This window comes from Caldalkalibacillus uzonensis, assembly GCF_030814135.1.
GTDB lineage: Bacteria > Bacillota > Bacilli > Caldalkalibacillales > Caldalkalibacillaceae > Caldalkalibacillus > Caldalkalibacillus uzonensis.
On the sequence record NZ_JAUSUQ010000010.1, the window covers coordinates 1 to 15,081 of the forward strand.

Sequence of the window (15,081 nt, forward strand, 5' to 3'; positions counted from 1 at the left end):
TGGGCTTAGTTTCCTATTGCCTTTTTTCGCTACACCTCCGTTAAAGCAGCGATTTTGTTCAAATTAGTCTCTTGACATCATACCGCTGCTCTTTTCAACGGTGCTCCTTAAATTTAGCGGGAATTCGAAAGAGATAATGACTGAGAAAGTTTAAAAATGGCTTTTTTGTGCTGCCCATAACACCTGTCCATTCTGCTCCAATCATTACAAATACAACCAATGAAATGATCAAAAGATTTCCAATCCACATTGTCGTTTGAGTTAGAAATATGGCTGCTAAGCTAAATATTGAGCTAATCCCATAAATAATTAGCACTGCAGTGCGATGGGAATAGCCCATATTTATAAGACAGTGGTGCAAGTGTTTTTTATCTGGTGATGTAATAGGTTGTCTGGATCTAAAACGCCGAATAATAGCGAATATCGTATCAAAGATTGGCACACCTAAAATAAGAATGGGAATAATGAATGAAGTGACTGTTACATTTTTAAAACCTAGGACAGATAAAGCTCCTAAATAAAAGCCTAAATAAAGAGAACCAGAGTCCCCCATAAAAATTTTAGCCGGATAAAAATTATGGAAGAGGAAACCAAGTGTTGCTCCTAGCAATATAAGGGTAAATGTAAAAACTAACAGGTTACCCATCATAAGGGCCATAATACATATTGTTCCTAATGTAATGGAAGAGACTCCAGCAGCTAATCCATCAAGGCCATCTATAAAATTTAATGCATTCGTAACACCTACAATCCAAACAATGGTTATGATCCACGACCAGTTTCCAAAATAAACCGGATCCTCGATAAGCGGCAAATTGATAAATTCTATTCGTATACCTCCGTGGACGACAAGCATGGCAGCTAGTATCTGAGTTATTAGTTTGGTTTTAACTGAGAGGTCATATATGTCATCCAGAATACCCACCACACCAATAAAAAGACTGCCCATGATAATCCATTTTACCGGTTCTTGAGATAGGTCCGTAAAGAATAAGGTAGATAAAGTGACAGCGACAATAATTCCCAAGCCCCCTAACCTTGGCATGGTTTTACTATGGACCTTTCTCTCATTCGGGCGGTCTGTTGCACCAATAAAGATGGCTAATTTTTTGATTAAGGGAGTTATACATAAAGTGATCAAAAAAGGTAATATAAAGTAAAATAACCAATTCATTTTGCATCTTTCCCTTATTCATAGTAGTATATGATTAGCAAAATGTGTTTTTTAAAACAACTTTCGACATACAAACTATGTTTATTATAGCAGATTGTAAAGGTCAGGCAAATAAAGTTCTCAAATCGGGAAAAAATGTGCGAAAGGAATTAAACAATGAAAGTTCGAACATGGATTGCTATCTTTTTTGCAGTTATACTATCCGTTTATGTCGGAATGACTATTCAAAAAAAACATCCGATGGATCAACTGTTGACTGACACAATTCAACACATTAATCAAACTCGTGTTATTTCTTTTAAATCAGGTTTTTCAATTAACTATTACGATAAAGACTTTGACTTAATCGATCAGTGGCAGTTTAAACGCAGGGGTGTGTATGATGCTTGGAGCAAGTACATACATTATGAAAATTTAACTCGGTTTGAAGAGATCGTTTCTACTGTTGATGATGATGAAGATAAAGAAACTTCACTGACTCCGCAATTTGAAGGAAATACCGTTCTTTTGCCTATAAAGGAGGCATATTACAAAAACCGCATGTATTTTACAAAAAGCAGGGTAACAAATGAGTGGAATTATCAAGAAAAACAGTCCTTTGATTTACTGGAACTACTTCCTTTTAACTCGGAGCTTATCAACCGCTATGCACACCATTACCGCTCTGAAAACCGAGGTCCCTTTGTTGTTTTGTTCTTTTCGGTTGACCCTAACTATTTAACACGTACATTTCCTGATATTTTGATAGCGGACAACCATCACTTTCCACTGGAGTTTCTTCAAGGAACAATAAAACTATTGGTTTACCCTGACTCTCCTATCCCCAAAAGGGCATATTGTACTTACATGATTAAAAATATAGACACTGGCGATATATTTGAGTACAACATTGATGTATATTACAGTATAAATTCTAATTATACTGTTGATGAGGAACCTGCGATTCCGGAATATATTAAACAAATATCCAAGAAATAAATGGAGATATAATCTGCTTTGTTAACCCTAACTTGGCAGTGACAAAACTACTGAGATACATGCCACCTTTCAGGTGGCATTAACACTATATCAGACTGTTTGGATATTGGTATTATTTGTTCCCTGGCAGATGGAAAAATACGCATTTAGCAAAAAAAGGACAAAAGTACCAAAAAAAATCTTTTTCGTGGAAGGAAATTGAAAAGATATGTCGAAAAAGGGTACGTACTTTGATAATATCTGTCTAAGAAACTTGTCTCAAATTGCATTAAGTTTATAAGGAGTTGCAGGGGATGAGAATCAAAAAAAGTCACAATAGGTATCTGGTCATTATCCTGTTATTACTATTTTTATCGTCTTTATTTTGCGGACAAGCACAAGCTTATTATCCTGATATTGGAAACTCGACTGCAAAATATGCGATTATTGCTTTAAGCGATGTAGGGATTATAAAAGGGCATAAGGACGGTACATTCAAACCAAATAATCCAATAACACGAGCGGAATTTGCTGTGATACTGGCGGGTATTCTTAACCTTCCCGATCAGCCCGAAAAAGCAAAACATTTTAGAGATGTCCATAGTTGGGCCCGAGGTGCTGTTGGGGCTTTGGTCAATGCTAATATTGTCGCTGGCAAAGAAGCAACCTTCTTTGGAGCGGATGATTATCTCACCCGGGAAGATATGGCTGTCTTCTTTGTTCGTGCACTAGGTTATCAACAGCAAGCTGAGTCGTTAAATTTAAACTTACCATTAAAAGATGTTCGATACATATCTAATTATGCTGTACGTCACGTTGCTTTTGCGTATAATATTGGTCTTATTAATGGGTATACAAATGGACATTTTGGCCCGAGAGATCTCAGTAAACGGGAGCAAGTGGCCCATTTAGCCTATCAGGTTTATAAAAAAAGGGCGGATTATACTAATGCTGCCAACAACCTGATTAAAAATCATCAACCCGTTAAGATCTTTATTGATCCTGGTCATGGTGGCAGTGACGCAGGTGCTGTTAGTCCTATCAATAAAATCAAAGAAAAAGATATTGCTCTGGAGATCTCCCTAATTGCGGCAGAAATTTTGGAGAGAGAATATGCCGGGGTTGTTGTCAGACTGAGCAGAACTACAGATGTATATCCCACATTATCCGAAAGAGTGGCTATGGCAAATAATTGGTCTGCAGATTATTTTGTCAGCATTCATCATAATGCTGGTGGGGGAACAGGGTTTGAAAGTTATAGATATGGAAATAATCAACAAACTGTAGATTTGCAACGTCAAATACACACTCATATCGCCACTCATTTGCAAAATTCATACGGACTTAGAGACCGAGGTATGAAGACGGCAAACTTTTATGTTTTAAGATATACATCAATGCCAGCCATTTTACTAGAGCTGCTATTTTTGGATCATGCTTATGATGCGTCACTCTTACAGCAAAAAAGTTTTAGGCAGTATTTAGCACATTTAGTTGCAGAGGCCATTGCTAAGGCACACGGGTTGGAGAAAAAGCAATACTATTAAAAGACAAACTTGGATGTGATATATTATGATTAAGTTAAATAGGTTAACTATACTTTTATTATCGGTCATTTTTTTTGCCATATTTGTTGTCTTTAGTATTGATGTCCGTGCTAATGATGACCACGCTAAAGAACACCAAGAATATATTATTAAATTGGCTGATGAAAAATGTAATGAAGAATTAACCTCTATTCCCGGAGTTGGTAAGGTCAATGCTGAAAATCCTTATCGAAATGTGGTTACGGTACATGTGGAAGAAAATGAGTTTCAACTACAGCGTGCTTATCGACATCGATGTGTAGAAAAAATAGAAAAGAATCATAAGGTAGAATTACTATCCTCAAGTAAATATGTTCAATACCATATTGATCAGCTCAATGTCCCGGCGGCTTGGGAGTTTGAAGGGGAATATTCTCCTATTGTCGCTGTGGTAGACTCAGGGGTCAATCCGCATTTCCTATTTGCGGATAGGCTTCTAGAGGGTTTTAATGTAACAAATTGGACGACTGATACATTTGATAGAGAAGGTCATGGAACAGCAGTAGCAGGTCTTATTGCAGCAAATAGAGATAATGATGTAGGCATTGCAGGTATGAGCCGTAGTTACATTTTGCCGGTGAAGGTTGAAGATGATTGGGGCAACATATTTATATTTGATGTGGTTAATGCGATAGACTGGGCTGTTGCAAACGGAGCGGATATTATTAATTTAAGCTTAGGTACTGTGCTGCCCGATGATCCTTACAAGTCCACACTTTATGAAGCAGTGCGGGATGCTTATCAACAAGGAGTGATTATAGTTGCTGCTGCAGGAAATTACGGTAATCATCCCGAGATAGGTGGTAACGCTGAGGTATACCCGGCGGCATACCCTGAGACCATCTCAGTGGCTGCAGTAGACCAGAACAATCAGAAGGCTTCATTTTCTAGTTATGGCCCTACAGTAGATTTAAGTGCCCCTGGAGTAGATATTATTTCCACATCCCATGATGATCATTTTATTATTGTGGATGGAACGAGTTTTTCTGCACCTATTGTCACAGGCATTGTCTCCCAAATCCTTAGTTTCGACCGAAATTTCACTCCAGATCAAATTAAGACCATACTAAAGAACGGTACTCTTCCCATTCCAGATAAACGGGTAGGTGCAGGTGTGGCTGATGCTTATTATGCCAATCACATTGCTTTTCACAGGAAAAGCGATCTTACACCTGTATTGGCAGATATACACAAATCTTATGCCCGATTTGAGATTCTGTACTTATATGATCACGGCATCATTTCTGGCAAGACCCAAAGCTTATTTGCTCCAGATGAAGAGATAGACAGGGGACAAATGGCTAAGTTAATATCAGAGGCACTTGGATTGCAAGTCGATGCTAACGTCAAAGGTTGTGATTTTCCAGATGTTCCCGCTAACAGATGGGATGCCCCTTACATTACCGCTGTTTGCCAGGCAGGAATAATGTATGGAAAAGGTGATGGCAAATTTTACGCCCGGGCTAAAACCACTCGGGAAGAAATGGCAGTAATTTTTATGCGTGCACTTGGATTGGCCAATAAAGCAGATGAACTGTCTTTAAACTCAAACTTTACAGATGCCCATTTGTTTAATAATTGGTCGAAAAACGAGATCGCATTGGCTGCTGAAATCGGTTTGATTAGAGGTATACAAAACCAAGATGGCAGTTACCGGTTCGATCCCAAAGGCACTACCCAGCGTCAGGCAGCTGCTCGACTCACATATGAGTTGTACACAAGGGGAGATTATTACCGCCAAAAGGCTGAAGAACTTAATTAACCATAAACAATCGGATGTTATTAAAATTCTAATTTGGTGTGAAAAATCAACAAGCAGGAGGAGATTATTAATTATGAAGAGAGTCATCCACCCCTATCATTATTTTTCTATTGTTATCTTAGTCTGCCTCATAGGGTTAGGTGGACTAGGATATACTGTCAAGGCTGAACAACAGGATGAAACACCGGAATATGATTTTGTGGGAGAGGGCTTTACGATTATTGAACATGACTTCATTCTCCCTGAAGACAATGGAAAGTGGCAAGTGACAGGACGACAGGGCTACCTTATTATTCAGTTGGACAGTGGTAAAGATGCAGTGGAAATAGAAGTATTAACAAATGGACCAGCTGTATATACACAGGAAGGAAATAATCATCATCTTATTCACGGTAATGACAACAGGTTAAAACATCTCATCCAGCCGAAGTCTACTGAGCAAGAAATCCCCATCTACTTTTTTATTCCTGCTGAAGAAAATATCTCTAATCTCATAGAATCAATCAAAGGCGTCAGTAAGTCCAGTAAAATTGAAAAAATGTCAGCTAACAATTTACTTAATGTCTGGGGCGGGGGCAATGGACACCGCATTGGCATGTCCCAATGGGGAGCACAGGGTCTTACCATAAAAGGTGTCGGTTTTAGGAATATTTTAAATCACTATTATCCGGGGACAAAATATGAAAAAAAATATGATGACCAAAATCAAATGGTAACGGTGACGCTAGATTACGATTCTGAAATCGGTGATGGGAGTTCCAGAACGTCCTGGACTATTAATGTTCCTAATGGCGGGGTGCTTGTTGATCATAACAATAACCCAGTAAAGACGATCCCGGCCAATCAAGATTATCAAGTTACTACGAGTGACTTTCCGCAAGGGGTCAGTCAATTGACGTTGCAACCTAATAACAAAGGATATTCTATTGTTAAGAATCTGCTACATAGGGACGGCAAAACACCCCGCCAATATGAAGGAACTTTGATATTTATCCGGTCAGGGAATGGTATCAAACTCCAAAACAAGGTATCGTTACATGACTATTTGATTGGTGTGGTGCCTTATGAAGCAATGGCCTCTTGGGAAGTGGAGGCACTTAAAGCACAGGCCGTGGCGGCGAGATCATATGCAGCTTACAGATCTTTTAATATGGTTGATTCCATAGTACACCAGGCTTACTACGGAAGATATACTGATTCGACCTATGGTCCAAAGATCCAAAATGTGGTAAAAGAAACGGCAGGTTATGTGCTTACTTACAGTGGAAAAGTAGCTGATACGGTTTATAGTGCCGGTAATGGCGGCTGGATTGAACAGGCTTGGAGCCCGGCTGGTCATCCTTATTTAACAGCCAGGAAAGATGAATTTAAGTTGCCTTCTGGAAGTGTCATTATTCCCGAACAGCACTCCAATAATAATGGTGATGGCCCACATAGCTTATCATATTATCGCTGGGCACCTATTACTGTGGATCCAGGTGTCGGAAGTATTCAAGACATTACAGTTGAACGCACCCCGGGAATGGGAGCCAGAACAGTTACAGTGCAGGGTTCAAACGGAACAAGGAAAATCGATGATCCCAGAAATTACTTTAACCGTACATCCAACTTTATATATTTCTACCCTTTTTATGATATTGAGAACTCCTATGCCAAAGAAGAAATTGCCCGACTTTATGAGGGAGGTGTTATTACCGGTCATCAACCTGAAGCGGCTTTCAAGCCCAACGATAACATTACACGGGCCGAGTTTGCCAAACTACTTGCCGGTGCTTTCAGATTAGCAGAACAACCTAGTGCCAATTATAAATTTACTGATGTCCATGATTGGGCCAAAGGGGCAGTAGGAGCCCTTTATGTCAACAACATTACGAAAGGATATAATGAAACAACATTTGGTTCTAATGACAATTTAACAAGGAAGGATATGGCCACATTTTTTGTTCGGGCTTTAGGATACGAAGAAGAAGCACAGCATCTGAATCTAAACACATCTTTTAAAGACCTTTCTTATTTGGGTGCAAATGAGGAACAGGCAAAACGAAATATTATATTTGCCACAGAGATCGGCTTGATTAACGGCTATAATGCTGAGCGTTACGCCCCAAATGACTTGGCAAAAAGAGAACAAGTAGCTCGTCTTGCTTATGAAGTATATTTTAATGGTGATCAATATAGACAAAAGGCCGAAGAATTACTAAGGAAGCACAACTAAGTGCTTCCTTCAAAAGTTTGTAGGAGTGAAAGACTGATGTTCAAAAGAAACATTGTGGTGGCCTTACTATTTTTAATGATAATAATTCCACTCGTTATCACATTTTACAGTGGTAAAAAAAATCAAGAGACGCTGTTTAAGGATGTTTCCCCCAATGATGAAAATTATGATTTTATTCAGCAAGCAGTAAAACAAAAACTTTTAACAGGTTATGCTGACGGAACGTTTAAACCAGATAAGCCGGTAACAGAGGCCGAATTTCTGGCTATGCTTTATCGAGCCTATTATCCTGAACAAGAGGATAATGACAGGCTAGGTATTAAAAAATACTACAATTGGGCGGAATCACAAAGATGGAAAATCTTCGGAAAGGATTCGAGACAGAGAGAATTAACTTTGGTTGATGTGTCTGTTCTTTTGGCCAATGCACTAGGTTACCATTTGTCTGAAGATGGTTCAGTTCAGTTGCTATTAGATAAGGGCCTCTTAAATGAGGTTGCAGGACCTGACTTTGAAACATTTTATAATACAAAATTAACCAGGATACAAGCATTAAAACTTATTACTAATCTCAGAGAAAAAGTAGATCACTTACAAAAGCGCCCTTTACATCCATCCGAAGAGCCAGCCATCAAATCGGAGTTTGTTGACATATTTACTCCGGTAGAAAAATGGCTAATTGATCAGAATTATGATTACAGATTAACTGTATGGGCCCGTGAACTAGGTGTCATAGATAACGAAAAAGAAATTATTTATGCTAATTATTTTCATGAACATTCACCTTATAATTTTTTTGTTTTATATGAGGCTCAGCCAGAATATGTTAATTTAGCTCATAAAATATTTGAAAAAATGAATATTAAAATGGATGTTGGCAAGTTCTCAAAAGCGGTAAAAACGGTGATTGAAGAAAGAAAAAGCTCTTTCATTGAGGTCGATGATTGGACTGTAACTTTTTCAGCTGGCAATACAGATGAAATGATCCAAGTACACTTCTATAAATTAAGAAACTAGTTCCTGTTTAAATCACTTTTAAGTTCCATCTCCGTTAAGAAGCACTTATAATGTTAATGTATCATGAAGTATATATTGCCAAATAAGAAAAAAATATTAGGAATCTATGCAGGTGATTTTTAATGAGGCGCCAAGATAGGATAAGAAATCAAAGACAGCGAAGATATAAAGTAATTAGACGTATCTTGAAGGTTACTATTCTGATCATTCTTATTTCTTTTTTGGTCTATGCTGGATATATAGGCTCTAAAATATTTCTCTCTTGGTATAAAATACAAAGTTTAGATGACGACTTCAGTTATCATGATGATAAAATCACGAAACATAAAGATTATGAAGCTTTTACAATGCTAATCATGGGAGTTGATAACGAAGGTGGACAATTTGTGGGACGTTCTGATGTGTTAATGGTAGCTGTCTTTAACCCTAACACGCAGAAGATATCGTTATTGTCAATTCCCAGAGACACTTATACAGAAATTGCAGGCAAAGGCGTCTATGATAAAATAAATCATGCCTATGCATCTGGAATTAAAACTGCAATTAAAACTGTTGAAAAATTCCTTGACATCCACATCGATTACTGGGTAGTCGTTAACTTTGATGGATTTAGAGATTTTATAGATGTCCTTGGTGGATTAGAAATTGAGATTGAACGAGACATGTATTACCATATATGGGCTGAAAATTCAACGATAGATCTTAAGAAGGGTAAGAGAATGTTAAATGGTGAAGAAACGTTACATTATGTTCGTTTTAGAGCAGACGCTGAAGGTGACTTTGGCCGCAACCGACGACAACAACAAGTGATCCGTGCTGTCTTGGACCAGACGTTGGATATGCGCACTGTAACCAAAGTGGCTGATATTCTGGATGTTGTTGGAGAAAATGTACGTACAAACACTCCTGCGACTGAAATTTTAAGTATGGTTAAGCAATTTTCTTCTCTTTCCGGAGACGATGTAGAGACGATTTCATTTAAGGTAGATGTAGGAAGCATAGATGGCATCTCATATGTGTTCGTTGATGAAGAAGAGCAGTACCGTATCCAAAAGGAACTGAAGCAACGTCTCGAACCTAGTATGGTCACTGAAACAAAACAGTCCGAGCAGTCGCAAGGAGAGAATTATTAAGCTGGAAAAGATTAAACCATAATTTACAGTTCTTAAGCTGACCTTGCTGGCCCTGCCAGTGAAAAGGTCAGTTTTTTGTTGAAGATCAATACTGGGACATATTTTCGAGCCTAAACCACAAAACTAAAGATATAATCTCCGCCGCCATACGGTAAATAAACACAGCTTCGCTAACTATTTAGGAATCTTTAACGATCCTTGTTTGATTCATCATTTATCGAATGGAAGGGAATAACATGAAGCAACGAGCGTTGGTCAGCTTTGTTATCATCGCCCTTGTCTTAGCCGGTATAGTTTGGTTCACTTCCTCCCAATTGGATTTTCGCGAGGAACGCCCACAGGAACCACTGATAAGTCTAAGAGAAGAAACAGACAAGGAGACAGATAAGCATCAAGATAGCCTGGAAAAGCCAAATGTGAAGCCGGGTCAAACACTGAAAGTACCTAAAACAAGGCGTTCCAAAGCAAAGGATGGAATTCAGCCCCGTCCCTTCACTGTCCTATTGCTGGGCGTGGATGACCGTCAAGGCAATTTTGTGGGGCGTTCTGATGTGATTATGCTGGCTATTGTACGTCCCCAAGATCCATCCGTAACCCTTTTATCTATCCCCCGGGATACTTACGCCCCCATCGCTAACCGTGGAACGTACGAAAAGATCAACCATGCCTACGCTTATGGTAAGGAAACGGCACTGGCCACCATTGAAAACTTCCTGGATATTCCCATTGATTATTATGTGGCTGTCAATTTTAAGGGCTTTATCCAACTCATTGACTTACTGGGCGGCATCCGCCTTAATGTGGAGCGGGATGTGTCTTATCAGCACCGCTATGACGGCAATCAAGCCTTGTTTGTGCATAAAGGGGAGCAGGTCCTCTCCGGAGAGGAAGCGCTGCTTTATGTTCGCTTCCGCAGTGATGCGGAAGGGGATTTTGGCCGCAACAGGCGGCAGCAACAGGTGATTCGTGCGTTGGTGGATCAGGCTGTGGACATTAGAAACATCACTAAGCTGGCAGATATCATGGGGATTGTAGTCAAGCATGTACGTACCAACCTTCCCGTCTTGGACATGGTTCGTCTGGTTCATCAGTTGTCAACACTCACATCTGAACAGGTGGAGACCATTTCCGTTAAGGCAGATGTAGGCAACATCCGGGGCATTTCCTATGTGTTTATTGATGAAGAAGAACGTTTGCGGCTGCAGCAGGAGTTAAAGCGACGTTTGGAATAACGTGGACGTTCGTATATTTTTTTTCTCCTCTTGTCACCCTCTCCGAGCTGTTTTCGTAAATAAGGAGTAAAGCTTCGTTTCATTGGATCTGTTTTTGTGGGAAATCAGGAGGAGAGAACGGATGCGTTCATTCAAACGATATTCTATACAGGAATTTAAGCGTTATCTTCGCGGTGTTCAGGTGCGGCGCCGTATTGATCATATTCAAATTCATCACACTTGGCGTCCGCGCAAAAGCGATTATCAGGGGGAGCGGACCATTCAGGGCATGTATCACTATCATACTCAAACCAGGGGATGGCAGGATATTGCCCAGCATTTTACCGTTTCTCCAGACGGCTATATTTGGGATGGACGTTCGTTGGAGTTGAATCCGGCCGGTATTGCCGGCCATAACCAGGGCGGGCTCATGTTTGAAATGATTGGTAACTTTGACGAGGGAGAGGAGCGGCTGGAAGGGGACCAACTTCATGCAGTTGCCCATGCTGTGGCTGCCTGCCAGGAGCGGTTTGGCCTCAATGATGACAGAATCGTTTTTCACCGGGAGTATTCCGCAAAAACATGTCCGGGCACCAGCATTTCCAAGCGCTGGTTTATCGAACAGGTGCGACGTGTTCGGGGAGGCGGGCAGCTGTCGAGCCGTCAGACAAGAGTAAAGCCGGCTTCAGCTCAACCGTCATCTGGCGGGGAAGAAGTAAGATCCAGTACGAGTTCCTGGAACGGGCAAATTTTACGCCGGGGAGACAGGGGAGAGTTGGTGCGCGACCTGCAGCGTATGCTGGCTGAGCAGGGTTACCAGCCAGGTCCCATTGATGGCATTTATGGTCCCCAAACAGAAGCGGCGGTCAGACGGGCCCAGCGTGAGCTCAATATTGCAGTGGATGGGATTGCTGGTCCGCAAACTTACCGTGCGCTGACAGCAGCCAGCTGGAGAGGAGAAATATTAAGGAGGGGGGATTGGGGGAGGAAGGTACGTGACCTGCAGCGTATGCTGGCTGAACGGGGCTATCGGCCAGGTCCCATTGATGGTATTTATGGTCCTCAAACAGAGGCGGCGGTCAGACGGGCGCAGCAAGATCTGAACATTGCAGTGGATGGGATTGCTGGCCCGCAGACTTATCGGGCCTTAACTGCCCGTTAAGGGATTTCCACCGGTTGATCCACATAGACCAAGTCCCCCCACTCAAGTTGTGCTTGCCCATTGGTCAGGTTGGTCAGCCACTGGGCCTCTTTGTCTTCCTCGCCTGTTGGAATAAGCAGGGTTAAGGTGACAGTTTCAAGATATTGGGTGTTGCTGATCGTTAAGCCTCTGTTTTGGACTTCGTTTTGCACTTTGCCCAGCCAGGTGTAATCCACAGTGACATGCAGTTCCCGGTGCAACAGACGCCGAATGACTCCTGCGGCCTTAACCCCCTCTTTTGTGGCCTGGCCATAAGCCCGGATTAAGCCGCCTGCACCCAGCTTAATGCCGCCGAAATAACGGGTAACCACAACAACAGTGTCGTGCAGGCCGATTTTTTTAAGCACTTCCAGCATCGGTTTACCGGCGGTTCCGCTGGGTTCGCCGTCATCATTCGCTTTTTGATGTTCATGGTTTTCGCCGATGAGATAGGCGGAACAGTTATGGGTAGCTTGCCAGTGCATTTTTTTGATTTTATCGATAAATTGGACCGCTTCTGCTTCCGATTCGGCCCGGTTTGCATAAGCAATGAAACGGGATTTTTCAATGACGATTTCCCGTTCACCAAATCCTTTGACAGTGAGATAATTGTCCAGCATCAAGATACGCTCCTTCAAAAAAGATGAGATGGGTTGCCATCATGTTGGCCCTAAGGCTACAATAGTCTTAGACACCTTTAAGTATAGCGCGAGCAGGCAAATGTGCAAATGGGATAAAGACCGAGGAGCGGCTTGATGATGAATAGATGGCTAAAAAATGGAGGGGCATTGCTGTTTAGTGGACTGGCTTTTGTGGTCCTGATTATCTTGTTCTATTCTGTTTTCAGCCAGCCAGATCACCTGGTGGAAGAAAACGGGATGGAGCAGGGGTCTGAAGCTGGAGTTGAACAGATTGAGCTGGACAGCGATCAGCCTCTGACAGAGATGATACCGCCCGAGTTTCCATTTACAGAGGCGTTTGAGGAATATGAAGAATGGATGATTAAATGGAAACCAGGGTTCCCCAGACCGGAAGCAGATGGATTTGAAATTGTGGATGTGGACGACAAACTGCAAATTATGCTGGTCCGCCTTGAGAAGGGTGTGGACGCCAAGGACTGGTACAAGAGTTGGGCCCGGCGCACCGATATTGAGTATATCCGCCCTAATCAGCGGGTGGAGATTAAGAGCTGGCATGACCCACAAAACTTAAGTCCTGAACACGTGCGGGAAATGCAAGGCTATTTGCAGCAAATCAATGCCGAAGCGGGCTGGGAAGTGGCTGACCATAACGATGACATTACCATTGCCGTTGTGGATACGGGAGTTGATTTAACTCATCCGTTACTCAAAGATTTCTTAGTGGAAGGGGCCAACTTGGTTACTTACACGGAAGAGGAACAAGCAAAACAGGATATTGATCCTGCCCCGCAGGACTATAACGGGCACGGCACCCAAGTGGCCGGCATCATTGTTGCTGCGGAAAACGAGTGGGGCTATCGGGGGCTGCTCAGTTCGACGCAAATTATGCCGGTTAAAGTGATGCAGGATGATGGCAGCGGGTCGGAATTTGATGTGGCCCGGGGAATTTATCATGCGGTGGATCATGGGGCCGACATCATTGTGCTATCTGTAGGCTTCCCCTACGATTCAGAGTGGATGCGGGAAGCGGTAGATTATGCTTGGGAAAACGGGGTGCTGGTCATTGCTGCTACAGGCAATTCAAGTGAGCGGGACATTGCCATGCAGGTCAATTACCCAGCGGCTTACCCATCTGTCCTGGCTGTGGGTGCGGTTAATGATCAGGATGAACGGGAATCTTATTCCAATTTCGGTCCTGAAGTGGATGTGGTGGCACCCGGCACTGTTTACACCACCGATATCGGCGGGGGTTTTACCAAGATGGAGGGTACATCGATGGCTGCGCCCCAGGTGGCTGGTCTGGCAGCTTTAATCATGCATCAATATCCTGATTTAACCCCGATAGAAGTGCGCAATCATTTGCTTTATACAGCTGAAGATGTTGATCAGGAAGGATGGGACATCTTTACGGGTCATGGCCGGATCGATGTTGGCCTGGCCTTGACAACCCCTCCGGTCAAAGATATTTATGCCAATCACTCTCCGGACGATGCGGCTCCTTTCCCTATTGAAACGATGGTTTATTCTGAACTGAGGGACAAGGAAGATCTTGATTATTTTTACGTAGAAACGCCGTACCACGGGACACTTGAACTGGATATATATCTTCTGGTCGGCAAGTACGAAGGCATAGATCTCATCTTTTATCCCAACGGAGACGAAACCATGGCCCAAACCTTCACCATCCAGAAAGAGGAGAGACTCGTTCTGGAAGTTCCCCGGGGAACATCGCTGATCAAGCTGGCTTATAATGAAGGGGAGCGGCGCACAACGCCTGTGCCGTATCAAATCACCAATTCCTTTAACATATATGCCGATAGTCAACATCCCAACCACTCCCCGGATGAAGCGTATCCTTTACAGGGGAATGGCGAGGTCATTGTCGGCACTTTGCATGAGGAAAAATCTGAAGATTGGTTTTCCTTTGAGGCACCTGGTCCAGGTAAAATGGAAGTGATTGTAACGGTACACACGTCCCGTTTGGATCCTGTGTTAAGGATTTACTCCCCTGAAGGTGAGGAGCACATAGAGGATAGGGATGATCCTCCGTGGGAGGAGCGGTTTGTCACCAGGGTAAGGTCCGGCCGCTACTATATCGTGGTCACGGATTATTATGCTAATCAAGTCAATGAAGAGTATTATCTGATTGTGACATTTACCCCAAATGAAGGGTAAACAAAAGCCAGTTCCTGGCAGTACTGTTCA

Annotated in this window: 11 protein-coding genes; 9 read left to right on the plus strand and 2 right to left on the minus strand. The window is 42.2% G+C overall.

What is annotated here, in order from left to right; translation table 11 throughout:
* Positions 1-94 precede the first annotated feature (94 nt).
* Positions 95-1,174 carry a glycosyltransferase family 4 protein gene (locus J2S00_RS13110; RefSeq protein WP_307340538.1) on the minus strand — a complete coding sequence of 360 codons (1,080 nt, stop codon included), beginning with the start codon at positions 1,172-1,174 and terminating at the stop codon, positions 95-97.
* Positions 1,175-1,330: 156 nt separating this feature from the next.
* Here J2S00_RS13110 and J2S00_RS13115 point away from each other — a divergent pair, with 156 nt between their 5' ends.
* The 8 genes from J2S00_RS13115 (at position 1,331) to J2S00_RS13150 (ending at position 12,217) form a co-directional block, all read left to right on the plus strand.
* Complete coding sequence (locus tag J2S00_RS13115; protein ID WP_307340541.1) at positions 1,331-2,152, plus strand: hypothetical protein; 822 nt, start codon at positions 1,331-1,333, stop codon at positions 2,150-2,152.
* Between the two features lie 293 nt (positions 2,153-2,445).
* Entirely contained in the window at positions 2,446-3,678 is a 1,233-nt protein-coding gene (locus J2S00_RS13120; protein ID WP_307340543.1) for an N-acetylmuramoyl-L-alanine amidase, read from the plus strand.
* 25 nt (positions 3,679-3,703) lie between these two features.
* Entirely contained in the window at positions 3,704-5,479 is a 1,776-nt protein-coding gene (locus J2S00_RS13125; protein ID WP_307340545.1) for a S8 family peptidase, read from the plus strand.
* 73 nt (positions 5,480-5,552) lie between these two features.
* Entirely contained in the window at positions 5,553-7,694 is a 2,142-nt protein-coding gene (locus tag J2S00_RS13130) for a SpoIID/LytB domain-containing protein (RefSeq protein WP_307340547.1), read from the plus strand.
* Between the two features lie 36 nt (positions 7,695-7,730).
* Positions 7,731-8,711 carry an S-layer homology domain-containing protein gene (locus tag J2S00_RS13135; RefSeq protein WP_307340549.1) on the plus strand — a complete coding sequence of 327 codons (981 nt, stop codon included), beginning with the start codon at positions 7,731-7,733 and terminating at the stop codon, positions 8,709-8,711.
* 122 nt (positions 8,712-8,833) lie between these two features.
* Positions 8,834-9,844: an LCP family protein gene (locus tag J2S00_RS13140; RefSeq protein ID WP_307340553.1), complete on the plus strand. Its 1,011-nt coding sequence runs from the start codon at positions 8,834-8,836 to the stop codon at positions 9,842-9,844.
* A gap of 236 nt (positions 9,845-10,080) precedes the next feature.
* Positions 10,081-11,076 carry an LCP family protein gene (locus J2S00_RS13145; RefSeq protein WP_307340556.1) on the plus strand — a complete coding sequence of 332 codons (996 nt, stop codon included), beginning with the start codon at positions 10,081-10,083 and terminating at the stop codon, positions 11,074-11,076.
* Positions 11,077-11,197: 121 nt separating this feature from the next.
* On the plus strand, positions 11,198-12,217 hold the full coding sequence (locus J2S00_RS13150; protein WP_307340559.1) for a peptidoglycan recognition protein family protein: 1,020 nt from the start codon (positions 11,198-11,200) through the stop codon (positions 12,215-12,217).
* Here J2S00_RS13150 and J2S00_RS13155 read toward each other — a convergent pair.
* Positions 12,214-12,855 carry a YigZ family protein gene (locus tag J2S00_RS13155; RefSeq protein ID WP_307340562.1) on the minus strand — a complete coding sequence of 214 codons (642 nt, stop codon included), beginning with the start codon at positions 12,853-12,855 and terminating at the stop codon, positions 12,214-12,216. The genes J2S00_RS13150 and J2S00_RS13155 overlap by 4 nt on opposite strands.
* A 138-nt stretch (positions 12,856-12,993) precedes the next feature.
* On the opposite strand from J2S00_RS13155, the gene J2S00_RS13160 reads away from it, so the two are divergent.
* A complete protein-coding gene (locus J2S00_RS13160; protein ID WP_307340564.1) occupies positions 12,994-15,051 on the plus strand; it encodes a S8 family peptidase in 2,058 nt (685 codons plus the stop codon).
* Positions 15,052-15,081 lie beyond the last annotated feature (30 nt).

Coding starts and splice junctions, on each gene's coding strand:
- J2S00_RS13110 (WP_307340538.1), bottom strand. CDS start 1,174: ATGAATTGGTTATTTTACTTTATATTACCTTTTTTGATCACTTTATGT.
- J2S00_RS13115 (WP_307340541.1), top strand. CDS start 1,331: ATGAAAGTTCGAACATGGATTGCTATCTTTTTTGCAGTTATACTATCC.
- J2S00_RS13120 (WP_307340543.1), top strand. CDS start 2,446: ATGAGAATCAAAAAAAGTCACAATAGGTATCTGGTCATTATCCTGTTA.
- J2S00_RS13125 (WP_307340545.1), top strand. CDS start 3,704: ATGATTAAGTTAAATAGGTTAACTATACTTTTATTATCGGTCATTTTT.
- J2S00_RS13130 (WP_307340547.1), top strand. CDS start 5,553: ATGAAGAGAGTCATCCACCCCTATCATTATTTTTCTATTGTTATCTTA.
- J2S00_RS13135 (WP_307340549.1), top strand. CDS start 7,731: ATGTTCAAAAGAAACATTGTGGTGGCCTTACTATTTTTAATGATAATA.
- J2S00_RS13140 (WP_307340553.1), top strand. CDS start 8,834: ATGAGGCGCCAAGATAGGATAAGAAATCAAAGACAGCGAAGATATAAA.
- J2S00_RS13145 (WP_307340556.1), top strand. CDS start 10,081: ATGAAGCAACGAGCGTTGGTCAGCTTTGTTATCATCGCCCTTGTCTTA.
- J2S00_RS13150 (WP_307340559.1), top strand. CDS start 11,198: ATGCGTTCATTCAAACGATATTCTATACAGGAATTTAAGCGTTATCTT.
- J2S00_RS13155 (WP_307340562.1), bottom strand. CDS start 12,855: ATGCTGGACAATTATCTCACTGTCAAAGGATTTGGTGAACGGGAAATC.
- J2S00_RS13160 (WP_307340564.1), top strand. CDS start 12,994: ATGAATAGATGGCTAAAAAATGGAGGGGCATTGCTGTTTAGTGGACTG.